The organism is Ruegeria sp. AP7 (genome assembly GCF_056539905.1).
Map to the genome: position 1 here is coordinate 678,417 of NZ_JBQFVT010000001.1, position 24,108 is coordinate 702,524.

The 24,108-nt window shown below is 52.6% G+C and carries 23 protein-coding genes, 1 tRNA gene and 2 pseudogenes; 13 read left to right on the plus strand and 13 right to left on the minus strand.

Translation table 11 applies throughout. From position 1 onward, the window contains the following. Window positions 1–543: 543 nt before the first annotated feature. Both ACR0KN_RS03330 and ACR0KN_RS03335 read right to left on the minus strand, forming a co-directional pair. The gene (locus ACR0KN_RS03330) at window positions 544–1,155 is read right to left on the minus strand and encodes a DUF6538 domain-containing protein (protein ID WP_480651349.1); all 612 of its coding nucleotides are present in this window, start codon (window positions 1,153–1,155) and stop codon (window positions 544–546) included. A gap of 272 nt (window positions 1,156–1,427) precedes the next feature. After that, window positions 1,428–2,537, minus strand: a complete 1,110-nt coding sequence (locus ACR0KN_RS03335) for a hypothetical protein (protein WP_480651351.1) — start codon at window positions 2,535–2,537, stop codon at window positions 1,428–1,430. Between the two features lie 499 nt (window positions 2,538–3,036). Here ACR0KN_RS03335 and ACR0KN_RS03340 point away from each other — a divergent pair, with 499 nt between their 5' ends. The 9 genes from ACR0KN_RS03340 (at window position 3,037) to ACR0KN_RS03380 (ending at window position 12,027) form a co-directional block, all read left to right on the plus strand. After that, window positions 3,037–3,588, plus strand: coding sequence for a recombinase family protein (locus ACR0KN_RS03340; RefSeq protein WP_480651353.1), 552 nt, complete (start codon window positions 3,037–3,039; stop codon window positions 3,586–3,588). A gap of 269 nt (window positions 3,589–3,857) precedes the next feature. Then, window positions 3,858–4,208 (plus strand): hypothetical protein, encoded by a 351-nt coding sequence (locus ACR0KN_RS03345; protein ID WP_480651355.1) that lies wholly within the window; start codon window positions 3,858–3,860, stop codon window positions 4,206–4,208. 341 nt (window positions 4,209–4,549) lie between these two features. Continuing rightward, window positions 4,550–5,671, plus strand: coding sequence for an aromatic ring-hydroxylating oxygenase subunit alpha (locus ACR0KN_RS03350; RefSeq protein WP_480651357.1), 1,122 nt, complete (start codon window positions 4,550–4,552; stop codon window positions 5,669–5,671). Continuing rightward, entirely contained in the window at window positions 5,668–7,194 is a 1,527-nt protein-coding gene (betC, locus tag ACR0KN_RS03355) for a choline-sulfatase (RefSeq protein WP_480651359.1), read from the plus strand. The genes ACR0KN_RS03350 and betC overlap by 4 nt, the downstream gene beginning before the upstream one ends. A gap of 5 nt (window positions 7,195–7,199) precedes the next feature. After that, complete coding sequence (locus ACR0KN_RS03360; protein ID WP_480651361.1) at window positions 7,200–7,994, plus strand: SDR family NAD(P)-dependent oxidoreductase; 795 nt, start codon at window positions 7,200–7,202, stop codon at window positions 7,992–7,994. Continuing rightward, window positions 7,994–8,926: a 3,5-dioxohexanoate:acetyl-CoA acetone transferase gene (kce, locus tag ACR0KN_RS03365; RefSeq protein WP_480651363.1), complete on the plus strand. Its 933-nt coding sequence runs from the start codon at window positions 7,994–7,996 to the stop codon at window positions 8,924–8,926. The genes ACR0KN_RS03360 and kce overlap by 1 nt, the downstream gene beginning before the upstream one ends. Before the next feature lie 10 nt (window positions 8,927–8,936). After that, window positions 8,937–10,355: a gamma-aminobutyraldehyde dehydrogenase gene (locus ACR0KN_RS03370; RefSeq protein WP_480651365.1), complete on the plus strand. Its 1,419-nt coding sequence runs from the start codon at window positions 8,937–8,939 to the stop codon at window positions 10,353–10,355. Next, window positions 10,355–11,095 (plus strand): SDR family NAD(P)-dependent oxidoreductase, encoded by a 741-nt coding sequence (locus ACR0KN_RS03375; RefSeq protein WP_480651367.1) that lies wholly within the window; start codon window positions 10,355–10,357, stop codon window positions 11,093–11,095. Before ACR0KN_RS03370 ends, ACR0KN_RS03375 begins: the two co-directional genes overlap by 1 nt. After that, complete coding sequence (locus ACR0KN_RS03380) at window positions 11,095–12,027, plus strand: 3-hydroxyacyl-CoA dehydrogenase NAD-binding domain-containing protein (RefSeq protein ID WP_480651369.1); 933 nt, start codon at window positions 11,095–11,097, stop codon at window positions 12,025–12,027. The genes ACR0KN_RS03375 and ACR0KN_RS03380 overlap by 1 nt, the downstream gene beginning before the upstream one ends. Here ACR0KN_RS03380 and ACR0KN_RS03385 read toward each other — a convergent pair. The 4 genes and pseudogenes from ACR0KN_RS03385 to ACR0KN_RS03400 form a co-directional block, all read right to left on the minus strand. Beyond that, window positions 12,005–13,036, minus strand: coding sequence for a GlxA family transcriptional regulator (locus ACR0KN_RS03385; RefSeq protein WP_480651371.1), 1,032 nt, complete (start codon window positions 13,034–13,036; stop codon window positions 12,005–12,007). The genes ACR0KN_RS03380 and ACR0KN_RS03385 overlap by 23 nt on opposite strands. A 351-nt stretch (window positions 13,037–13,387) precedes the next feature. Beyond that, the gene (locus ACR0KN_RS03390) at window positions 13,388–13,894 is read right to left on the minus strand and encodes a zinc-binding dehydrogenase (RefSeq protein WP_480651762.1); all 507 of its coding nucleotides are present in this window, start codon (window positions 13,892–13,894) and stop codon (window positions 13,388–13,390) included. A 138-nt stretch (window positions 13,895–14,032) separates the two neighbouring features. After that, window positions 14,033–14,422, minus strand: a pseudogene (locus ACR0KN_RS03395) (alcohol dehydrogenase catalytic domain-containing protein); the annotation flags it as partial. Between the two features lie 54 nt (window positions 14,423–14,476). After that, on the minus strand, window positions 14,477–15,430 hold the full coding sequence (locus ACR0KN_RS03400) for a TauD/TfdA dioxygenase family protein (RefSeq protein ID WP_480651373.1): 954 nt from the start codon (window positions 15,428–15,430) through the stop codon (window positions 14,477–14,479). 38 nt (window positions 15,431–15,468) lie between these two features. Between ACR0KN_RS03400 and ACR0KN_RS03405 the strand changes: the two are divergent. The 4 genes and pseudogenes from ACR0KN_RS03405 to ACR0KN_RS03420 form a co-directional block, all read left to right on the plus strand. Continuing rightward, window positions 15,469–15,639, plus strand: a pseudogene (locus ACR0KN_RS03405) (LysR family transcriptional regulator); the annotation flags it as partial. 42 nt (window positions 15,640–15,681) lie between these two features. Further along, on the plus strand, window positions 15,682–16,356 hold the full coding sequence (locus tag ACR0KN_RS03410) for a LysR substrate-binding domain-containing protein (protein ID WP_480651764.1): 675 nt from the start codon (window positions 15,682–15,684) through the stop codon (window positions 16,354–16,356). A 646-nt stretch (window positions 16,357–17,002) separates the two neighbouring features. Next, window positions 17,003–17,428: a GFA family protein gene (locus ACR0KN_RS03415; protein WP_480651375.1), complete on the plus strand. Its 426-nt coding sequence runs from the start codon at window positions 17,003–17,005 to the stop codon at window positions 17,426–17,428. A 192-nt stretch (window positions 17,429–17,620) separates the two neighbouring features. After that, window positions 17,621–18,274: a pyridoxamine 5'-phosphate oxidase family protein gene (locus ACR0KN_RS03420; protein WP_480651377.1), complete on the plus strand. Its 654-nt coding sequence runs from the start codon at window positions 17,621–17,623 to the stop codon at window positions 18,272–18,274. 174 nt (window positions 18,275–18,448) lie between these two features. Here the strand turns inward: ACR0KN_RS03420 and ACR0KN_RS03425 are convergent, their stop codons facing one another. The 7 genes from ACR0KN_RS03425 to sufC form a co-directional block, all read right to left on the minus strand. Next, window positions 18,449–18,865: a thermonuclease family protein gene (locus ACR0KN_RS03425; protein WP_480651379.1), complete on the minus strand. Its 417-nt coding sequence runs from the start codon at window positions 18,863–18,865 to the stop codon at window positions 18,449–18,451. A gap of 796 nt (window positions 18,866–19,661) precedes the next feature. Continuing rightward, window positions 19,662–19,738: transfer RNA gene (locus ACR0KN_RS03430), tRNA-Arg, on the minus strand. Between the two features lie 55 nt (window positions 19,739–19,793). Continuing rightward, window positions 19,794–21,014 carry a cysteine desulfurase gene (locus ACR0KN_RS03435; protein WP_480651381.1) on the minus strand — a complete coding sequence of 407 codons (1,221 nt, stop codon included), beginning with the start codon at window positions 21,012–21,014 and terminating at the stop codon, window positions 19,794–19,796. A gap of 13 nt (window positions 21,015–21,027) precedes the next feature. After that, window positions 21,028–21,585: a Yip1 family protein gene (locus tag ACR0KN_RS03440; RefSeq protein WP_480651383.1), complete on the minus strand. Its 558-nt coding sequence runs from the start codon at window positions 21,583–21,585 to the stop codon at window positions 21,028–21,030. Beyond that, a complete protein-coding gene (locus ACR0KN_RS03445; RefSeq protein ID WP_170778545.1) occupies window positions 21,582–22,067 on the minus strand; it encodes a YIP1 family protein in 486 nt (161 codons plus the stop codon). The genes ACR0KN_RS03440 and ACR0KN_RS03445 overlap by 4 nt, the downstream gene beginning before the upstream one ends. Then, window positions 22,067–23,347, minus strand: coding sequence for a Fe-S cluster assembly protein SufD (sufD, locus tag ACR0KN_RS03450; RefSeq protein ID WP_480651385.1), 1,281 nt, complete (start codon window positions 23,345–23,347; stop codon window positions 22,067–22,069). Before sufD ends, ACR0KN_RS03445 begins: the two co-directional genes overlap by 1 nt. Then, window positions 23,347–24,102 carry a Fe-S cluster assembly ATPase SufC gene (gene sufC, locus ACR0KN_RS03455; protein ID WP_480651387.1) on the minus strand — a complete coding sequence of 252 codons (756 nt, stop codon included), beginning with the start codon at window positions 24,100–24,102 and terminating at the stop codon, window positions 23,347–23,349. The genes sufD and sufC overlap by 1 nt, the downstream gene beginning before the upstream one ends. Window positions 24,103–24,108: the final 6 nt, after the last annotated feature.

Sequence of the window (24,108 nt, forward strand, 5' to 3'; positions counted from 1 at the left end):
CTGTATCGGTCGACAAGGAAGACAAAGAGACATTTCGTCCCACTAGCGTTGTCCGCAGAGTAGCTGCGTCGGCAAAAGACGGAATTGTCCGTAACTCAGTCATCGAACCGTTTCTTAGCCAACGTCGGCTCACGGTCGAAGCCCCAAAACAGATCGTTTCACCAATGTTAGAAAGGCAATAAAGTAAAAAGGCACTCGCATCGTGAAAACGATCTTTGGCCGACGCGTCAAAATAGGTGTCAGCACCAAACGCAATCTTGGAAAATAAGCTCATTTTCTCTACCTTAGGGCGACTGATGGGTTGGCAAGTGTGAAAGACTGGTTTGCCCGCAACCCTGATTGTACCGTCAATTGGTCTAGTATTCAGGATCGGTATTAACCTGTATCCAAACCACTACCCATGTAAGGAAGCCAGAGGGAAGGTAATGCGTCAGAGAGCATTCGGTGACTTTGGGTTTGCTCCAAGCAGCTACAAATTCAACGAGTAACCAAATGCCATTTCTCTAAGCGATTTCAGCCATTGGATGCTTTTTCATAGTTTCATCAGCATTTACTGCGCACCTTCCCGTGTTCCCGCCGAAATTGATCTACTGGCATGTCTCCATTGACCTTTATGAACCTCTGTGTGGCTCGGTCAAACTGAGGGTCTGATGCCCGTCTTGGATGAAAGTAGAGGTGCTTCACGATAACGTCAGAGAAGCTGGGGCAGGTGAGTTTATTCAGTTCATCACCTTCAGCATAAAACAACTCAGCTGCCATCCTAAGGCTTGCTGGTAGACGTTCCTTCACGATACCGGGGTTGTTTCCGTATGGGTCGTGAGAGTGAGCGAGGAGTTCATCTACAAACTCATCCGGCTCGATGTCGTATTTTTCGTACTCGACGGCTTGACCCGGCTTCAGACCATACTTTCGCAGTACCGCCATTCCCTCTTCTCTAGTCTGAAGGTCTGATTGCCCCTTCGCCCTCAACAGGCTCCACTCTCTGTCGATGCGCCGAGTTTCTTCGAGTGACCGTTTTGCTGCCAATGCCGGGTTGTCAGTCTTGAGCGAGAAAAACAAATGAGCTTTCCCATCGTATCTATTCTGTAGGTCGGACGGAATTCGACGGCGATAGTAGGCTGTGCCCCTACGCCACTCTACGTATTTTATCTTCATATTGATTGGGCCGATTTTGAACCAACTTGCTGCCATGTGTCACCTAATGTGTCACCTAACAGAGCGCAATATCCAACTAACTCATTGTATTTGTTAAATTAAGTTAATTGATGTGGCGCACCTGAGATGGCTCTTTTGCAAATCCAACCCTCGCAAAACCCCTTATTTTATTGGATAACAAAGCCGCTAGTGGGTTCAAAAGTGGTACTGATGTGGTACAGCGGGTGTCAATTCAATTTCAACATTGAGTACCGACCGATGAACGCTATGTGTCAATCGCTGCCACTGCGTCTCGCGAACTTGATGGAGCGCCACAGCTCATTTGCCTTCGAGCGCAATACTCCTTTAGAGCTTTTTGGTCTTCGCTCCAATTCCTCGGCTTGCTCTAACATTGTAACAAGTGCAGTTAAGTTCTCCACCAGTTTGCTATCCGGATAAGTCAGCGCGGATTTGGTGTCGCCAGCGCGAAGCGGTTCGAACAATTCTGTTCGTTCTACGAAACAAGTGCTACGCAATTGTTCTAAACCTGTGTCGAACTGTTCCAAATACACTGCGCGAGCGTGATGGCTTTCCCATAAGTCGCAGTCACGGTTTTTTTCAAGGTATTCTTCGACCAACGAACGAACCTGAACATTCTCCAGCCAAGAGTTCATCTTACTTGTGCCTCGGTTCGAAGCGCCCTTGAGGATGTTAAGTAGTACGGCTTCTGCAGGATTGATGCTCTCTCGAATTATTCCGGGTAGTTCAAGTTCGGAAACATCGAAATGAAGGTGTCGAAAGAATGAAATGATAAGACCTTCATTTGACAAGTCCTCGTAGAGTAGGCATTTGACCTTTGGAAAGTGGCTTGCGAGCAGGCAATAGTTGGTCCAGTAGTCAGCGCTCCTCGACTTGATGTTTTCGCAGTAAGTTTTGAAATCAGACTTAACTCCCCCTCTAGAAGAATTTTCCAAAAAGAGTGATTTCGCAAAATTATCGGGGCGGCGGAACACCAAAACTAGGGTGACATCGAAATGTGTCAGCGCTTCCGCTAATCGAGAGATATAAGCATCGCGGGCGCCGTACCAGGGTAAGTTGGCAATACCGTAGGTGTGGCGCCAAATTGGTTCGGCACTAAGTAGAACAGGTTTGTCAAGACGCTGTGCATCCCTTGCGATATTGGCCAGTATAGTCTGCGCCGCGGACGCTGTCAGCCTGGTAGGTGCGTCTGAAAACGCATGAACCAAGCTTAAATGGCGATCATCAAAGTGTTTTCCCGTTTTGACGCGAGGATAGAGTAGCCCACGCAATGCCAGATCGCCTCGATTTCTTGTGCAGAAAGTCTGAATAGCGGTTGTGCCAGTTTTATGTGTTCCAGCATGCAAGTACAGTTTTGGTTTCACATTAACACCACGATTAGGACTAACGCTTGAGGAGACTTTAAGACAATGGCTACACGAAGAAGGCAACCAAGTATTTCGGCGAAAAAGTTTGACTGAAATAAATAGTAAACACTGCCGCACAGGTCCCCCCGTCCCCCCGGCTCTCTTTCGACCGAACTAGTGCGACCCCAAGGTGCTTTTCTCTTCGAGTTTCGTCTCAGATCAGAGCGTAGTTGCGACTACCAATAAGGGAACCATAGTGTTAGAGGATCACACTCCAATTGCAGGATAAGGTGACCTACAAAAGAAGCGATGTGACATTCGTTGACGTTCGGCGATATGCCCTGACCTTCACGAACCACCGAAAAGTCGTCTGAACCTCTTCGTCTAATTTGACCGGAGTGTAACAAGACAGGTGCCAACCCCCCAGATACTGTCTCATTTAAGTGGGGTTGACACTTAAAGCACACCTTCTTACTTAACCCTTAGAAGTTAACGATACAAACTCGGAGGCAGGCATATGCTCATCGGATACGCACGGACATCCACAGCAGACCAGATTGCAGGGTTTGAGGCTCAGCAGCGTGAGCTAACAGACCACGGGTGTGAGAAGGTGTTCGCGGAACAGGTCAGCAGTGTGAAGCAGAGGGACCAGCTTGAGGCCGCCATAGACTTCGCCCGCGAAGGGGACACTCTGGTTGTCACTAAGCTGGACCGTCTGGCGCGCTCTGTCCCCGACCTCATCGATATTCGCAAGCGGCTTTCAGGCAAAGGCGTTCAACTACACATCATGAACATGCCCATGATGAACGACAGCGCCACCGCACAGATGCTTGAGACAATCCTTGGGGCAGTCGCTCAGTTTGAACGTGAGGTGAGGCTTGAAAGGCAGCGTGAAGGGATTGCTAAGGCGAAGGCTGAGGGGAAGTTCAAAGGACGCCCTGCGATGGACGAGGACAAGGCAGCCGCCATTCGTGAAGCGTTCCAGAACGGAGAAAAGCCGACCCAGATCGCAAGGGACTTCAAGGTTAGCAGGGCGACGGTTTACAGGCTGGCCAAAGAGGCGGCTTGAAGGTCTGAAATCAATTCACCCACACTATAGCCGTACAGAACGCTCATCAGTGGCCAGATAGGGCCAATTCACCCCCACTATAGCCGTACACAGAATTTTCGAATTGCCTCGTTTCATGGAAGTGCGAGGCGATGTCAGCGTGGCGTTATCACCAACCGACAAGGAAGACTGATAGCAGACCATCTGTGGTGGGGCGTCCTGTGTGCTGGACGTCTCACCCTAGCATTTCCCGTGAGTTGCCCCGTGGTTTCCCTGAAGTGGAACCTAATGTGGTCCACCTACCGAGCGACATCACCGAAAGCGAAATGATCCGCGCCAACGGTGGCAAGCCGCTTGAGTGGCCGAATAATCTGTTGCATCGGATCGCTTATGTGCTGTGGCTGCGCGAAAACCTTCACGGCTTTGTTGAACGGGATCGTATGAGGCAAGCGGTCCTGATCGGATCGCACGGCAACCGGGACACAGCCGACAAGGTCCATACCGCGTTGCGCACGTTGGCCCGCATCAACGGCCATCACGTCTACCATAATTGGCCGACTGGGCTGGAAGGCATCATCAAACTGATCAAGACGGACCCGGATGAATGGCCCGCAACGCCCAAACAGTACGGGTTGATCTGATGACCAAGCGCAAACGTGAGAGACAAGCCAATGCGAAGACATCACCTAAACCACAACAGCGCGGATGGCCGCTCAGAGCGGCGAACCGGTCATCCGACGAAAAGCCTCAGATGACGGCAGTGAGCCCATTTTGCCGATTCCTGCAGTGTGCAGAGAATGACCGCATAACAGATGCAGGCAAGGGCCCAGCATTCGCTTGTCAGTTAAACGCAGTGCTTGATGGGTTAATGCGGTGTCCCCGAAAGCCAAATGCTTGGCGAAAATAATCAAACTAGCGGCTGATTAAACATAGCTTCGAATCCCACGTGCAATAGATTTAACCTAACATCGGAGACGCTATCATGACTGATTCAGGTGCAATTTTCTTTGGCTATCATGCTGACCCATCGCGCTCCAGCTCATTGCAGGCTGCTGCCTACACCGAGCGCAAGTGGTTTGACGCAGACCTTTGCACCATCCTCTCCAAAACTTGGCAATGGGTGTGTCATGTCGAGAAAACACGAGAGCCGGGATCATATGTAACGGTGGATGTTGCCGGTCAACCTATTGCGGTTGTGCGCGACAAAGAGGGTAAGCTTCGCGCCTTTTACAACGTATGCAAACACCGTGCCCATGAACTGCTATCAGGCGAAGGCAATACCACACGGATTATGTGCCCCTATCATGCTTGGGTCTATAAGCTTGACGGGCAATTGGCGCGTGCGCCACATACTGAAAACCTCGAAGACTTCAACAAGGATGAGATTTGTCTCGATGCTGTACAGGTTGAAGAATTTTGCGGTTTTGTTTTTGTCAATTTGGATCCGACGGCTGCCTCTTTGTCAGAGCAATCCGGAAACCTGGAAACCGAGGTGCGCCATTGGGCACCGGATGTGGATCAACTCACTTTTGGCCACCGTCTAACCTACGACATCAAGTCGAATTGGAAGAACGTCGTGGACAATTTCCTTGAGTGCTATCATTGCCCTACGGCCCATAAGGATTTTTGTGACCTCGTGGATATGGATACCTACAAGGTTACAACCTACGGCATCTACTCCAGCCATATGGCTGACGCAGGCAACAGTCCAAATACCGCCTATGACGTCTCGAACGCCACGGTGAAAACTCACGCGGTTTGGTGGCTCTATCCCACCACTTGCCTGATGCGGTATCCCGGACGGTCCAGCATGATCGTGTTGAACATCATCCCTGTTGGGCCAGATCGGACGCTTGAGACGTATGACTTTTTTCTTGAGACTCCGGAACCTGACGCGATGGAGCTGGATGCAATTCGCTATCTGGACGAGGTACTTCAGGTCGAAGACATCAGCCTCGTCGAAAGCGTACAGCGCGGGATGAAAACGCCTGCGTTCACCCAAGGTCGGATCGTCAATGACCCGGACGGGTCCGGCAAGTCCGAGCACGCCGTTCATCACTTCCATGGCTTAGTCTTGGACGCTTACGCAAAAGGTGCCACGTGACGCGGCCAAACATCCTTGTGGTCATGGCGGACCAATTGGCTCCGCATTTCACAGGGGCGTACGGACATAAGGTCGCCAAGACGCCACATCTTGACGCGTTGGCCGCGCGCGGCATGCGCTTCGATGCAGCTTACTGCAATTCCCCTCTCTGTGCGCCTTCACGGTTTTCCTTTATGTCGGGTCAGCACATCAGTCGCATCGCAGCTTACGACAACGCATCCGAGTTCAAGGCTTCGGTGCCAACATTTGCGCATTATCTGAAATCGCTGGACTATCGTACATGTTTGGCAGGCAAGATGCATTTTGTCGGACCGGATCAGATGCATGGATTTGAGGATCGTGTGACAACCGACATCTATCCTGCTGATTTTGCGTGGACCCCAGATTGGGAGGCCCCGGACGAGCGGATCGACAAGTGGTATCACAACATGCAAACGGTCAAGGAAAGCGGCGTTGCCCACGCTACCTTCCAGATCGACTATGACAATGAAGTTGGCTTTGCCGCCAATCGCTGGCTCTTCGATGTTGCCCGAGACAAAGCACGTAGGAACGATGCGCCCTTTGCGATGGTGGTGAGCTTCATTCACCCGCATGATCCTTACGTTGCGCGGCCCGAATGGTGGAACCTGTATACGGATGATGAAATTGACTTGCCCGCGTTTGTGCCCGCGTTGGAGGATCAAGACCCCTTTTCACGACGTTTATTGGATGGGATCGAAGCGTCTTATGTGCCACTGACCGAGGAAGAAATCCTGCGCGCGCGCCATGCCTACCTGGCAAACGTCAGTTACTTCGACAGCAAAATCGGAGAGCTGGTTCAAACCCTCGAAGAAACGGGCGAGTTGGACAGCACCATTGTGATTGTCACAGCCGACCATGGCGACATGCTGGGCGAACGTGGGCTGTGGTACAAAATGAGCTTCTTTGAGCACTCCGCGCGAGTTCCGTTAGTCATGGCCGGGCCGGGCATTGCGGTTGGGACGGCGCAGAATGCGGTGTCACTCGTCGATCTGTTGCCGACATTTATCGACATCGGTGGCGGTGATGAGACGATGATCGGAGAGCCGATCAACGGTCGTAGCCTTATGCCTCTGGCTCGGGGTGAAGATGATCCAGTTGATGAGGCAATCGGAGAATACTGTGCCGAGATGACGGGTTATCCTGTGATCATGATCCGGCGCGGGCCCTTGAAATATATTCATTGTGATAGCGACCCACCGCAGCTCTATGACCTGAGTGCTGACCCGATGGAAACGAAGAATTTCGCTTCGGACCCAAGCTACGCCGACGCTAAAGCTCGTTTTGCGGCTGAAGTCGCCGAGCGCTGGGACGGCAGTGCTTTGCGAAAGAAGATAATCGCCACCCAAAAATCGCGTCGTGCGTTACATGCCGCGATGGAGGCCGGTGCCCGCGAGCCTTGGGACTACAACCCTCCGTCCGATGCGAGCCAGCAGTATGTACGCAACAATATGGATTGGACAGTGGCTGCACGCCGCTACCGCTTTCCGCCTTTGAAGGATTGAAACCAATGATGCTGAACGGAAAAGTTGCTCTCGTGACTGGTGCTCGCGGTGGGATCGGGCGCGCGATTGTCGCTCGGTTACTAAGAGAGGGCGCAACGGTATATGCCGCTGACCTCACGCCGGAAGGGTCGTTAGATCAGCACGACGATGATGGCAGTCATTTTGTTAAGCTGGATGTGACTCAAGAAGCAGACTCGGTTGCGGCGATGGATCATGTGCGCGCCGCACACGGAAAGTTGGACATCCTAGTGAACGCGGCGGGGATCGAGATCGAAAAAACGGTTGAAGAGACCACGTTGGAGGAATGGAATCAAAGCTTTGCGGTTAATTCCACGGGCACGTTCCTGACCTCGAAATACGCCCTCCCATTGATGCGCGAAGCGGCGAAGACAGGGAATAGCGCAAGCCTTATCAATTTTGGCTCCTACGACGGGTTCATCGCAGATCCAGGGCTTGCGGCCTATTGCGCGACCAAGGGTGCAGTTCACGCTTTGACCCGCGCAATGGCTTGCGATCATGGCCCAGAAGGTATCCGGGTGAATGCCATCTGCCCTGGCTATATCGACACTCCAATGCTGCAGAGCTTCTTCAACGGCGATGGATCCGGCGGAGGAGGTGGCAACATTGAAACGCTGCAAAAGGCCGTGCGCGATGTTCACCCAATGCGGACCTACGGGACGCCCGAGGATATTGCAAATTTGGTCAACTGGCTTGCTTCGGACGAGGCGCGCTATGCCTCTGGCCAGTTGTGGGTTCTGGACGGGGGGCTGTCTGCACAAGTGCAGCAGATGAAACTCTGATGCCCAAGCCAGTCATTATCACTTGCGCGCCGACCGGAGGCATCCATACGCCGTCAATGTCACCGCATCTGCCGATAACACCGGCCGAGATTGCGACGGCCAGTATTGAGGCGGCCCAGGCAGGGGCATCAATCATTCACCTGCACGCACGGCACCCGGAGACAGGAAAACCCGATCCCCGACCTGAGCTGTTCAAGCAGTTTCTACCCGTAATCAAGCAGTCCACCGATGTTGTGATGAATGTCTCGACCGGCGGCGGCTTGGGGATGTCGATGGATGAGAGGCTGCTGGCAGCGACATCTACCAGCCCAGAGATGGCATCGCTCAACATGGGATCCATGAACTTTGGTATCTTTCCGATGCTGCAGAAGTACACCGAGTTTCAGCACGACTGGGAACGGCCATTTTTGGAGATGACGGAAGACTTTATCTTTCCCAACACTTTCAAAACAATTCGTTACGCCATCGAAAAACTTGGTGGAGATCACGGCACCAAGTTCGAGTTCGAATGCTATGATCTTGGACATCTCTACAACGTCAAATGGTTCGTGGATCAGGGCCTGATCAAACCGCCATTTTTCATTCAGATGGTATTTGGCATCTTGGGTGGCGTTGGCGCAGATGCCGACCATCTGCCACACATGCACAACACAGCCGATAAGCTGTTCGGAACAGAGAATTACGAATGGTCGGTCCTTGCCGCTGGTCGTCACCAAATGCCATTTGCGACCCAAAGCGCGATGCGGGGCGGTAACCTGCGTGTCGGTCTCGAAGACAGCCTGTTCATCGGCAAGGGTGAGTTGGCAAAATCTAACGCGGAACAGGTCACGCGCATCCGATCAATCGTTGAAAACCTTGGCCTTACGGTCGCGACGCCAGCAGAAGCGCGCATGCGGCTCGCACTAAAAGGCGGCGATCAGGTTGGCTTCTGAGGAGACGCATATGCAGACGAACATGTTGATCAACGGCGAAATGGTTGAAGGCACCGGCGACGCCTTGAACATCCTGAACCCTGCAACAGGAGAGGTTATTGGTACCGCAAAAGAAGCCAGCGATGCACAGATCGAGGCGGCGGTGCGCGGCTCAGCGGAGGCATTTGAGACCTTTTCGGTTACGACCCCTGCAGAACGCGCTACAATCTTGCTTCAGATAGCTGATGTTATCGAGGCAAACAGCCAGGAGTTGGCAGAACTTGAGAGCCTAGATGTGGGAAAACCCTGGCCATCGGCTCATGATGATGAAATGCCGCTGACGATTGATGTCTTTCGCTTTTTCGCCGGGGCTGCGCGCACCATGATGGGGTCTGCCTCTGGGGAGTATGTCGCGGGTCATACGTCGATGATCCGGCGCGACCCCATTGGCCCTGTCGCAGCCATCGCCCCTTGGAACTACCCGCTGATGATGGCGTCCTGGAAGATTGCTGCACCAATTGCGGCAGGATGTTCGGTGGTGTTGAAACCGTCCGAGATCACGCCGCTATCTACTCTGCGGCTTGCAGAACTGTTACAAGATGTTCTGCCAAAAGGCGTGCTAAATGTGATCCATGGTCGCGGGCCCGGCGTGGGGAATGCCCTGATGAACAGCCCACAGATGGAAGGGATCAGTGTTACGGGTTCTCCGGCGACAGGCATGGCTGCAATGCGGGCTGCTTCCCAGAAAATTAAACAAGTTCATCTGGAATTGGGCGGCAAGGCGCCAGTCATTGTCTTTGATGATGCTGATCTCGATGCTGTGGCCGAGACGATCCGATATGGCAGCTACTTCAATGCCGGTCAGGATTGCGCACAGCCTTGCCGCGTGATGGTTGCAGACAGTGTTTACGACAAACTTGTGGCCGCGATTGCCGATCAGGTTGGCCAGATCCAAATCGGTGCACCGAAAGCTGAAGGAACGGAAATGGGCCCGCTTGTCTCTGCGGCTCAGCGGGATCGTGTAGCAGGTTTTGTTGATCGCGCACGCCGCAGCTCTGAAATCGTTTCCGGTGGGGCGTCTGGCGAAGAAGACGGCTTTTTCTACCAGCCGACAGTCATCACCAATGTCGACAACACTGCAGAAATTGCCTGCAATGAGGTTTTTGGACCCGTTGTAACTGTCTCTCGGTTTTCTGAGGCGGAAGATGCGTTGAAGACCGCCAACAACGGACCTTACGGGTTGGCCTCATCGGTTTGGACACGAGATGTTGGGAGAGCAATGCAAATGACGTCCAAGTTGCGCTATGGATTCACCTGGGTAAACACGCATGGGGTTGCGACACCCGAGATGCCATGGGCCGCGATGAAGGGCTCAGGCACGGGCAGTGATATGTCGGTCTATGCGCTGGATGCTTACACCGCAGTCCGTCACGTTATGGTGGCACACTGATGCGGTTAGCTGGGAAACGCGCCTTTGTTACAGGCGGCAAACAGGGCATTGGTCGCGGCATCGTTGAGGCCTTCGCAGCCGAAGGTGCGGCTGTCGCCACCTGCGGGCGCGGCCCTCAACCAGATGATCTACCGGATCAAGTAACCTGGTACACGCTGGACGTATCCAATCCCGAAGCGGTTGCACGTACTGCCCGAACAATCGACCTGGTAGATATCCTGGTAAACAACGCCGGCGTTCAGGTCGAAAAAACAGTGACCGAAAGCACAGACGCGGATTGGGATTTGGTGATGGGAGTAAACGCAAGAGGCGTTTTTAACTGTTGCCGCGCCCTCATTCCGAAAATGTCTCAGGGTGGTTCGATCATCAACATTGGTTCGATCTCGGGCAATGCCGCTGACCCATCGATGGCGCTCTACAATGCTTCAAAAGCCTTTGTGCATGGGCTTACACGCTCTATCGCGGTGGACCATGGACCTGCAGTGCGCTGCAATGCAATCTGCCCGGGATGGATTGAGACGGGCATGCTGGACGCAGCATTCGAACTCGCCCATGACCCGGAAAAGGCTAGATCAGAAGCGCTGGCACGCCATGCGGTCAAACGCTTTGGTAAGCCCGCAGACATTGCTGCGATGGCTGTTTGGCTAGCTTCTGACGAGTCGTCTTTTGCGACTGGCCAATTGTTCACTGTGGACGGTGGTATGACTGCGGCCTCCCCCCTGAATCCGGGACTGTTCTGATGTCGGAAATCGAAAGAACCGCCATTCTCGGAGCCGGTGTCATCGGGGCAAGCTGGGCAGCGCTGTTTCTCGCGTCGGGTCGCAGTGTGACTGTATTTGATCCCGATCCGAACGCTGAGGCATCCGTCCGTAAATACATTGAAAAGGCGTGGCCTGCGTTGGAAGAATTGGGCCAAGTTGGCCACGCCACCCGAGATGCGATCACCTTTGCACCGACCGCAGCTGAGGCCGTGCGAAACGCGCAGTTTATTCAGGAGAATGTGCCGGAGCGGTTGCCGATCAAACATTCCACCTATGCGGAAGTTGAGCCAGAGTTGAGCGCTGATGCAATAGTTTCAAGCTCAACATCCGGCCTAACACTCGATGCTCTCCAACAGGAATGGCGCGATCCGAGTAGGCTCATCTTAGGTCATCCATTCAACCCGCCACATCTCATTCCGCTGGTCGAGTTGACGGCGAACGACGCCACCGGTTCAGATGTTCTGAACCGAACAGAGACGTTCTACGAAGACCTGGGCAAAGTCACGATCCGGATCAAGAAGGGCATGCCCGGACACGTCGCAAACCGCTTACAAGCTGCAGTATGGCGCGAGGCCGTCCATATGGCGATTGAAGGCGTTGCCAGTGTCGAAGACATCGATAAAGCGATGTGGGCCGGCCCCGGATTGCGGTGGGCCGCGATGGGTCCGACGACGCTTTTCCACCTGGGTGCAGGCGACGGCGGTCTGCGGGCCTTCTGTGACCATTTCAAGGATACATTCAATGGCTGGTGGGACGACCTGGGCAACCCTCGTCTTGATGAGGATGTCATCAATAAACTGGTCGATGGCATTAACGATCAAACTCAGGGGCAAAGTACCGAAGAGTTATCAGCGCAACGCGACAAGATGCTTACCGCGATGCAAAAAGCTACCCAACACCTTCGGACTTAATATCAGGCCTGAACATTGGCCAAGCGCGGAACTCGAATGGCGTGCGGCCTTCAATACGGTCTGCAGTTGGTGTGAGGCCAAAACGGCTTCGATATGCCCGGCTGAAATGAACTTGCCCGTTAAATCCTGATGCTTCTGCAATCTCGCTGAATTTCAACTCTGTTTGGGTTACTAGTCCACGCGCGCGATCAAGGCGTATGTCACGGTAGTACTCGATCGGCGACTTCTGGACATATTGCCGAAACAATCTGCTAAGTTGTCGTTGCGAAATCTTCAACCTCGCTGATATTTCAGGGATCGACAAAGTGGCTTCCAAATGCGCCTCCATCAAGTCGATCGCGTCCCTTACCACCCCAGAGGTGACATACCCCAGTGGCTCCACGTCTTTGGGGTTCTGTGATTGGCCCTCACCGCGTACATTGTGATGAAAAAGATATCGCGCAGATGCATTGGCGATACTCTCACCATCGACAGAGTGCACAAACCGCAAACCCAGATCGGTCGCTGCGGAACCCCCGCAACAAGTGAACATCTTTCCATCCATAACAATCATGTTCTCTGACACTGTGGTATCATGGGCCATTTCAGCAAAGGCATCGATGTGCTCATAGTGAACCGTCGCTGTCTTGCCTTTAAGCAGTCCAGCAGCCGCAAGAACAATCGCACCAGTATCCAAGCCGCCAACGATTGCTCCGCACGCCTCCCACTTCTGAAGGGCCACCTTAAACTGAGATGTCCCGTGACGTTCAGGTGACCAACTTGTACTCACCAGAACCAGCCAGGGCTTGCGCCCCGTCACGGCCGCCAATGGTGCAGTGTCAACGACAAGGCCGCTGCTAGACTCAACTGGTCCACCGAGGTCCGAGACATAGTTCCAAGAAAATCGAGCCGAACCTGTCAGGTAATTGGCTATTCTGAAAGGATCCACGAAAGACGTAGTCGCCGAAACATTGAAATGCGGACTCACCAGGACAACGATATCTAGCTTGCGATCAATTGGATGGATCATGGCCGATTCTGTAAAATAGAGTCCAAAATTGTCAATTATGTTTCGGAAATACGCAAAAGACGTCAAAGTACTGAGCCAAGCACTGCATAAGTGCGAAGGCTAGGCAGAGGGCGCAGAACTCAATCTGTATCTGAAGCGAAAAAGCCGACATTCGCTCCACCGCAGTGAAGGCTCATTTTGTCCGCAGAGCAGGCATTCATTGAATTCTTCCGAATGACCGCTTCGAGCCCAAAGCAGGCGTTCATTGCGTTACCCAGAACAGCCAGTTTGCGCGAGTAACTGAATTTGCATTGGGGCGCAAAATGATCGAGAGAATGACTCCTTAAAAAACCTATCAGGCTTTTGGGCTGATCACGGCTGAAACCTTGTTATAACAGCGGTTCCTGGGGAAGTTGGTCCGTTCATTGCTCGAAGTTCATTGCTAGCCTCTTCTAATCGGACCTCCCTGGCGACCATTGGCTGGATATCCACTTCGCCACGTTCGATCATTCCTAGAAGGCGTGGGTATTTCCATGAAGGCATACCACGAGTGCCGAAAAACGAGAGTTGTTTGGAATAGATTGCCCGCATGTTCACCTGCATCTGGCCGTCGCTCGACGGCATACCAATTTGCACGTGTCGACCAAGGGTGGCGAGACACTCTAAGGATGCGTTCGTCGTTGTTTCGATGCCCAGTGCTTCTACGGAAACCTGTGCTCCTCCATCCGTGATATCTCGGATCGCAGCCGCGGCGTCTTGTTTGCTTGCATTCACTGTGGCGTCTGCGCCATTGAGCTTTGCATGTTCAAGTTTCTCTTCAACCACATCCACTACGACAACTCGGCATCCAAGCATTTTTGCCAATAGAAGAACGGACAAGCCAACCCCTCCTGTTCCGTGGACAGCCACCCATTCTCCAGCTGCGACATCTGCACGGTCAGTCAAAGCATGCCAAGCCGTGGTTACACGACACCCGAGCCCTGCCGCCAAGGCAGGAGACAGCGTTTCTGGCAAGTGAACCAAGTTGTGGTCAAAAGGCACGGCAACGTATTCTGCGTAAGCACCTGGCGTTCCAAATCCAGGAACGATTTGGTTAGCACAAGTGTTTGATACGCCTGTTTGACAAGCGTTGCAGCTGCCGCACCCCAAGATGAATGGCGCTATAAGGCGGTCACCAACACTGTGTTTCGCTTGAGGCCCTGCCTCTACTACAGTTCCACAATATTCGTGCCCTAAGATGGAGCCATTTTGAACTTTGGGGTGTGCGCCAGACCATCCATGATAATCTGAGCGGCATACGCCACAGGCCGCGACCTCCAGGACCACTCCGTTGTCTGGGCAGGTTGGATCTGGGACCGTCTCAATCGAAAGGTCTTCACAAAACTCTCTTACGACTGCAGCTCGCACTTAGCGCTCCTAGAGATCTGGTTTCTTTGATCGAGCAATTCGGTTCGGTCGAGTTCAAACAGGTCTATCGCCTTTCACGGTTACACGTCGCCCTTTTCGCTCAGCGGGCCAATAGTCCCAGATCGCACGATGCATACAGCACCGGTTGTCCCAAAAGGCCATGTCGTTAAGCGACCACCTGAACCGGATTTGATAGTTGATCTGTTCCGCATGCTCAAAAAGCAAGTTGAGGATCGCGTCGCTTTCCTTTTCCGACAAGCCCAAAATCTTTGTTGTAAATGTTCGATTCACAAACAGCGATTTCCGGCCCGTTTCCGGATGAGTCCTAACGATCGGATGAACTGCTTCGGGACAGTCAATTTCGCTGTCTTTTTGCCCCCGGTCGCTATAGCGGCCTTTGTAGATATGCTCGGAACTATGAAGTGCAGACAACCCGCTGATCATATTTTTTATCGGTTCAGAAAGATCATCGTAGGCCGCATACATATCACTGAACATGGTGTCCCCGCCGCAGGGTGGAGCGATATGGATTTGTAGCATAGTTCCAAGGGGCGGTGTCTCATCGCAAGAGACGTCAGAGTGCCAGAACTCACCGTTTGCCACCTTGGAATTCTTTGTTGCATGGATTTCGAAAATCTCCGGATACCCGGCCATCGTTGGAGCTGCGGGGTGTGCGTGAAGCGGCCCAAAGCGTTTCCCAAATTCAATGTGCTGCGCAGGTGGTATTTCCTTTTGCTCTTTGAAGAACAGCACCTGGTAGGTGCGAAAAGCGTCGCAGATCTCCGCAAACTGATCGTCAGGCACAGGCTGGCTCAAATCGACTCCATAGATCTCGGCCCCAAGGTTTGGAGCGAAGGGTTTGGCAACGATGGAAGTATAGGCGTTAGATTTGGGAGCAACCATAAGTACCTCCGGGTTTGGTTTCGTGGGCATGCTATGCGCAAGGTACACATCAAATAATTTGAATAAAAACGAAAAAACTTTGACTAATAGGTGAAAAAAATTCATATATTGAAAACGGCGTAGGCGGTAGCGAGGTTATCGGAATGAGCATTCGGTCACTGCGAACACTAATCGCAGTTCATCGACATGGTAGCTTCCGTGCCGCGTCAGAGGCGGAGCATCTAACTCCGTCGGCGGTCAGTCACCAGATGCGGAATCTGGAGGACACGTTGGGGCTCGCTTTATTTGACCGATCGGCCAAATCACCCAAACTGACCCATGCCGGGCTAACGTTCGTCGGAGAGGCCGCTGCGGTGGTGGCCGCTTATGACGGTTTGGCGGAAAGGGCGAGGTCGAACAACGAACTCTCTGGCGAAATAACTTTGGGTGCAGTTCCAACGACCCTGACTGGATTGGTGCCGATTGCGTTAGCGAGGCTAAAATCCGTGCATCCAGATATCCGTGTAAGAATTGTTCCAGGTTTGACTAATCAGCTTTTGCTGCAGTTGGACCGCGGGCAGGTTCAAGCAGCGATCATTTCCCGACCAGACGTTCTGTCAAACACGTTGGAATTCTCTGAAATTGTATCCGAAAAATTAGTCCTGCTTGTCTCGGAAAACACCCCAAATTCACCTCCGAAAGAACTGCTTGGTGCGTCACCGTTTATTCGTTTTACGCGTGACGCGGTTGTGGGAAGGCAAATCGAGACTTGGCTGCAAGGAAAGGGCATTGAAGTCAAAGACGCCATGGAATTAGAGAGCCTTGAAGCAATCTCAAGCATGGTGGCCGCTGAACTTGGCGTATCAATCATACCAGACAGCCGCTTAGCTTCATATGACCACTTGCGGCTCAAAAGGATCCCCCTTGAACAAAACGGACCTAAGCGCATTGTTGGCTTGGCAAGTATGACGGCGTCGCCTCACACCAAAATGATCGAGGCAGTTACGGCGGCGCTATTGGAAGCAGCGGATAGCCAACGGGTTTACCTGTGAGTTGGCACTACGATAGGTATCCACAAGATGTTTTTGATCATTAGAAGTAAGACAACTGGAAGTCAAAATTGGGCTTGGTTCTGTGATTGGCATGCAACGTGGAGAAAAACAGCTTCAAGCCCATAGCGAAAAATCATCCGATGTCCTTGTGCCCTTCTACAAAGTATCTCTGCCACTAGCCAAAGCAAACTTCAGAGATGGTGAGGCAACGTACGGCCGAAAAGACAGTATTGACGCTCTAAATCTGCAGTCTAATTCCTTTGCTACCCTTGCAAAAAGCAGACTGCGTTTGTGATCTAACAATTTACCTTTACGGTCACTTGCGGTCCAAGAGTAAGGTACCCACGTTGCTGGTTCTTCGGTAGTGAGTGACGTTGAGCCAGCTTAGTCTGCACGTCTTTGAACGCTGTCTGAGTGGGGCCTCGCGTGCGCTAAACTATCCCCAACTCGGTCTCGCGAGGTTTCAGACACCGCTTGAGGGGCTCCCGATGGAACATAGCACCAGCCATCCAACCAACGCTGTCGGACGTCTGTTTCGAGCTCGAATTGAACTTGAGCTCCGACGTTTTCTGCTGATGAAACGTCCAAAAGTATCCATCTAAAAAACACCAGATTCTTATGCTTCGGGAGGTTAGGAGAAAAAAGAATGGCGACTCGTGGGTATTGTTTGTGTAAAAAAACAAGTTGGGTCTACCACGGTGACCAAACATGGTCATGCTATTGCCACTGCGATGACTGCCGTCGGAATTGCGCCGCGCCGGTGGTTGCTTGGTTCGGTGTGCCGATAGAAAACTTTGAATGGACCGGTGCTAAACCCCGCGCTTATGAAAGCTCCAAAGGCGTTATCAGGCACTTTTGCGGGATGTGCGGGTCACCCATTGGATTTGAAGCCGATCACTATCCGGGTGGTATGCACCTCTATGCTGCGTCACTCGAAAACCCGGAAGATTTCAAACCGACTTTTCACGTAAACAAGCAAAGCAAGTTGCCTTGGCTTCAAATGACGGATGATCTTGACGCGTTTGAAGGCACACTACTAAACACTCCTAACGACCCAGACGGATATCAGTAGATTGCGAAGCCACCCAATTTCCCATATGGCAGCTTTGTCCGCATAGCAGTCCCTCGGACAGATCACAGCGAACGACAGCACCGAGCCCAAAGTGACGGATGCTGCAACTTGTCCGAATGTCCGGTTCCGTCGTAGCCTGCCAAGGGCTTGCCTCGTTTTGAGGTGCTCACAAGAGTGACAGACGGAGGCCTCATGACAGATACCACAAAACTCAAACCCGAATTTCTCGTTCGCAGTGAGGTCGAACTGAGGTCTGAATTCCCTGCGACCCACGACATAGCAATCAAGAAATGCCTAGATTACGTTGATGAGCATGCGCGTTCGTTTATCGAAAGGTCGCCATTCGTCTGTGTTGGAACGCAATCGAAAGACGGAACCGCAGATGTCAGCCCTAGGGGCGATCCTCGCGGGTTCATAAAAATACTTGATCGCAAGACACTTCTTATCCCAGACCGGCCTGGGAACAACCGCCTCGATACTCTATCGAATATCATAACCAACCCCAAAGTTGGCTTACTTTTTCTTGTCCCTGGCTTTGACGACACCATGAGGGTGAACGGTACCGCGCAGTTGACGCGTGACCCTGATCTCCTTGCTTTGATGGCTGTTTACGATCGTGTGCCCGGAATTGCGATCGCAGTTCATGTCGAAGAAGTCTTCATTCATTGTGCGAAGGCTTTGCGCAGGTCGCATCTTTGGGACGCCGATCTCCATCAAAACAGAAATGAAGTCGCATCGCTGATGAAGATCATTTTGGATCAAACAACCGGAGCACCTTCCGACCCTGAAGAACAGAAACAACTCGATGAGGGGTTAGAAGAGGAGTATCGCCAGACATTGTATTAGATTATTGGCGGAACTGGCAAAGTGCCCACGTTCAGAAGCGGTCATTCGCCAGACGTCGGTCTAGGTCCGCTTCGTCCGCAACCCGGTCATAGCCGTGTTTTCTACCAATGTCTGCTCTGGATCAAAGCAGCCGTTTACGCTCCGACCTGTTAATAGGTCCAGAGCCTAATAGTCTCAGCTCCGGCTCACCTTTATTGTCGTCCTCTGTCGAATGCGGATAGAGGCATGCCCAAACTGCCCATTGGCGAGCCTTCGCCGCACTCCCGGTGGCTCTAGATGGCGATACTTGCCACGAGAAAACTGCGGCAAATCTAAAGCCAGTCCTTGTTTAATTAACTCTGCACCAATGTCTCGACCGTCTGGTAGATAGCATGTTCCCACAAGTCGGTCGTAAGACCTTTCACCATCAAGTTCTGCGGTAATGGTCTGCCCCTTACAAATTTCGACCATCGCCCATTTGGACTTTTGGCCGTAAGGCATGTCCAATTCCGGAGCATCGATTCCGGCCAAACGAATTTTCGTTCCATTTATTCGGATAGTGTCGCCATCTATCACATAAGCACGCCCCTGCAGCATCATGCTTTTTGGCATTGCTGGAATTGGGTATGGTGGCTTTTGCTTGGTCCGTCGGTGGTTAGGCCTAATTACGGGCTTTTTGGAAGGCTTTCGTCGGTTCGAACTTCTAGTTGAACGGCCGATAGAACGGCTACCGCTAGTCACCTTTATCAGCAATCCGCCTAACACAACAAATAATACAACTAGTTCCATTGGAGCATGGCCCTGCAACTAAATGACTGAAATTCCTTGTATATCTAGAACAGGCCTTGGCCTGATTGCTTTCGATTTCGGGCCAGAAAGATGTCAATTATTGCCAAAACTGAAGAGAACTGATCATAGTCTTAGGCAGACACCAACGGGAAGCGTTTAATCATTGACAAATTGAGGGCAACTTCGCTTGCTGGTCTTGAAGAGCATTTGCGGCAAGTGGAACGAGCGGATTGAACCAGATCGAGTTAAGATTTGATTGGCTAGTCAGGTCTCTAGAAAAAGTTGTTGGAGACATCCGAAGTCGCAGGCTGTACGAAGGACAGTGAAGCTAGTGTCAAATAAAATGGAGTTTTCACTTACTCGCCCTTTCTTTTGATGCTGTTTTAGGATCTGCACACCAAGTAGTTATCTTATTATCAGTCTAATTGCGTAACTCTGCCAATATCGTGCGATTAATGGACAAATTGCAGAGTCTCCGAGGCATGTTGTATGGCATTACCCTTACCGCTCACTGATGGTCGAAAAAGAATGTCGCCCAGCGGTAAACGGATGAAGTAGCTATTAAAGACACTGAAGAGACAAGGGATCGAACCCACTTCAGCTAAGTTATTGAAAGAAATGGCGCACCTGAGAGGATTCGAACCTCTGGCCTCTGCCTTCGGAGGGCAGCGCTCTATCCAGCTGAGCTACAGGTGCGTTGGCCGTTAGCTACCCTCGTTCCAATCCGGGTGCAACTGCAAATGCGACCACATCAGGCAAACAGTTCGTGGGCCAATTCCAAAGCATCGATCAGCGTGTCGACCTCTTCGGTCGTGTTGTAGAGGCCGAAGCTGGCGCGGCAGGTGGCGGTGACACCCAGATGGTCCATCAATGGCCCCGCGCAGTGATGGCCCGCACGCACTGCGACACCTTTTTTGTCAAGTATCGTCGAAACATCGTGGGCATGCCCTGCCCCGTCCAGCGTAAAGCTGAAGATTGCGGCCTTGTCGTGTGTGGTTCCCTGAACCTGCAACCAGTTCAGCCCGTTCAGTCGTTGCATCGCATAGTCGCGCAGTCCCGCCTCATGTGATGCAATGTTCTCCATGCCCAAATCCATCATGTAATCCAGCGCAACGCCCATACCGATGGTCTGCACGATGCCCGGCGTTCCGGCTTCGAACTTCATCGGTGGATCATTGTAGATCACCTGATCTTTTGAGACCTCTTTGATCATGTCGCCGCCCCCTATAAAGGGGCGCATTTCGGCCATGCGTTCCGATTTGATGAATATCGCACCTGAACCGGACGGGCCGTACAACTTGTGGCCCGTTATCGCGTAAAAGTCGCAGCCGATATCCTCGACATTCACGGGCATATGGACAGCGCCTTGGCTACCGTCCACCAGTACCGGAACACCTTTGGCGTGGGCCGCTTGTGTGATCGATTTGACGTCGACCAGTGTGCCTAAAACGTTTGAACACTGTGTCACCGCCACCAGCTTTGTCTTCGGCCCGATTGCGTCGATGACGGCTTGTGGATCAAGATGACCCGTTGTGTCCACATCAACCCACTTCAGAACGACGCCCTGCCGTTCGCGCAAGAAGTGCCAGGGTACGATGTTTGCGTGATGCTCCATCACGCTGAGCACGATCTCGTCCCCCACCTGCAGATGCGGCATCGCCCAACCGTAAGCGACGAGATTGATCCCCTCGGTCGTACCCGAGTTCAATACAATCTCTTCCTCGTTCGAAACGCCCAGAAAACGCGCGACAGTGCCCCGGACGGACTCGTACTTTTCGGTCGCAAGATTGGACAGGTAGTGAAGCCCGCGATGAACGTTCGAATACTCATGGGCATAGGCCTGCGTGACTGCGTCAATAACAGCCTGAGGCTTTTGCGCGGATGCGCCATTGTCGAGATAGGTCAGAGGCTTTCCGTTGACCTGTCGCGACAGGATCGGAAAGTCGGCGCGAATTTTCTGTACGTCATACATGGACAAAGGTTCCCTATACAGGCGACAGCCAGAGGACAAACGGGATAGCCACGAGGCCAGACAATAGGATCACCAGAAACGATTTACCTAGCGATTGAAATCGATGCGCTTCGTTGAGGAAATGTAAGGTGATGTAGAGGCTCAGCACCAACATCGCGAGGCTTGCCGGTAAGAACAAAAACGGCAGCACCGAAACCAATGTCAGTATGATCGCCTGCCCGATAATCTGCAGGATCTGCAGCCAGACGACCAGAGTCATGAGGTCGTTGAACGACCCCTCTCCGCCCAGTACCCGCCCTACCAAGAGGAAAGCAACGACGCTGATCAGAATCGCGGCAACTGATACAAACAAGGTCCGCGATAAAGGCTCGGCAAATTGTTGAACCTCTGGGTTAATAAAAGGCATCACAATGCCGGACAGAGTTTGAACCAACGCATTCAGGATCACGGCAAGAAAGAATGCAATCCACAGCACGTCTGGACCAAAGCGCATCGCCAGCAAACGCTTGGCAGCCTCGGCCGGGTTTGTCAGCGTCAGGACGACCATATTCAGCAGCACGGCAGAGTTCATTTAATGGCCTTTTGCGATTGTCTGAGACCGGACAACCAGAACCAGGTAAAAATCGCAACCCATAACATTCCGGCTAGCGTTTGTGCCGGGCCCGGACCGATAAAGCCCGCGACCAACCCGTTCAACAACACCAATGGGGCCGATGCCAACAACGCCCAGAACAACGCCAGCCTTGCGCCATAGCCGTTTCCACGGCCTCCAAAAACCCGTGCCACCAACTGTGAGAGCCACGCCAGAAGATAGAAGAACAGAGGAAGTATGAAGACCGAGCCCAACAAGGCGCCGCCCATGAGCATGTTCAGTTCCAGCCCTTCAATGTGGGCACGGCGTGCAAGGCTTGGCAATTGGGCGATGAAACCAACTACACAGAAGGCCATCACAAATGCCAGCGCACGATCTTCACGCGGGCCCATATCCAACAGGCGACGCACAACACGCCCCGGACCGCGATACGTGGCAACGATATCTGTTGTGACGGACATCAGCGGCGGCGTGCCAGCCAATCTTGCAATCGTGTGACAATCACCTCGGCCAGAGCTTCATCTTCGATCTCCTGAACCGCTTCCGCGAGGAAAGCCAAAGTCAGCATATCCGTCGCCTCTTTGGTCGGGACACCACGCGATCGCAGATAGAACAACGCCGTTTCGTCTATCGCACCAGAGGTCGAGCCGTGCGAACAGGCGACGTCATCCGCGTAGATTTCCAACTCGGGCTTGGCGAGAAACTGGCTGTCCTCATCCAGCAGCAACGATTGGCTGATTTGATATCCGTCGGTTTTCTGCGCCCCCGCTTTGACGAGGATCTTTCCCTGAAAGACGCCTGTCGCCCCGTTGCGCAACACCTTTTTAAACACCTGACGGCTTTCGCAATTCACCGCATCGTGGGTCACAAATACCGTGTCGTCATGATGGAATTCACCATCTCCAACGCAAGCACCCGCAACATGGACCACGGCATCGTCGCCGGTAAGTTCAACCACCTGCTCGTTCCGCGTCAGAACACCGTTCACAGTAAGTGTGAAGGATTTGTACACAGACTCCGTTCCCATTCGAGTGAACATATGCGTCGCTGCTCGCCGCTGATGATCGCGACCTTGCGCGCGAACATGGTGCAGCGTACCGCCATCGGCGATATCGATCTCCATACATTTGTTGAAACGCGATGCGGCCGGGCCATTTTCAAGGATGGTCACCTCGGCGCCGCTTTCAACACGAACTACATGGTGCAGGATCGCATCCGAGGTTTCCGAAGCATGGCGATAGATCAGGCTGATCGGTTTGGCAGGTTTTCCGGTCACATGGATGGCAACACCATCTGACGCAAATGCAGTGTTCAATGCCGCCAGAGAGCGATGCACCGGAGTCTGACCATTTGCTTCAAGAACACCGTATAACTCTTTGGCCCAATGGATATCTTTGCAGCAAATATCTTCCAACCTGTCGATAGTGATACCTTCCATCGACAGTTCGTCTGACTCTTCAGGGCTAAATACACCATCGATGAAGACAATCTTCAGCCGGTCAAACTCGTTGAACATCGGTGCTTCGTCGTTCTGAAACAACGCCGCCGCAGGTGCCTGAGCCGAGATCAAGGTATCGGGCTGGGTATACTTCCAGTATTCATCCCGACGTCCGGGCAGACCCATTTCGCGCACCCGCGCCAGAGCAGCCTCTCGCGCCTTACGCGTGCAACCCGCATCTGGCATGGTCAGAGCTGCAAGCCGCTCTTCCGTTGCCGACTGTTTTGCTTGAGCGAGAGCCATCAGTTTACCTCGGCCAGAATGTCAGCATACCCATTGTGCTCAACTTCCAGAGCCAACTCGGGTCCGCCGGATTTGACGATACGGCCATCGGCCATGATGTGCACGACGTCTGGTTTGATGTGATCCAGCAAACGCTGATAATGCGTGATAACAAGGAAACCGCGCCCTTCGTCGCGCAATGCATTCACGCCTTCCGATACCAGCTTCATCGCATCCACATCGAGCCCCGAGTCAGTCTCGTCAAGGATGCATAACTTGGGCTCAAGCATTGCCATCTGCAGGATTTCGTTGCGCTTTTTCTCACCACCCGAGAATCCAACATTAACTGGGCGTTTCAACATATCCGCGTCGATCTTCAGCGCCTTTGCCTTGGCGCGGATTTCTTTCAGGAAATCCGCCGCAGACAGTTCTTCCTGACCACGTGCCTTACGCTGAGCATTCACCGCTGTGCGTAAGAACGTCATGTTGCCGACACCGGGAATCTCAACCGGATATTGGAATGCGAGAAATACGCCAGCAGCCGCGCGCTCTTCCGGCTCCATCTCAAGCAGATCTTCACCCTCAAGTGTGGAGGTACCATCTGTCACTTCATATCCGTCCCGACCGGACAAGACATAGCTAAGCGTAGACTTGCCAGAGCCATTCGGCCCCATGATCGCATGCACCTTGCCGGCCTCAACAGTGAGATCGACGCCTTTGAGGATTTGTTTGTCTTCTTCCTCAAGTTTTACGTGCAGGTTTTTGATTTCCAGCATTTTTTG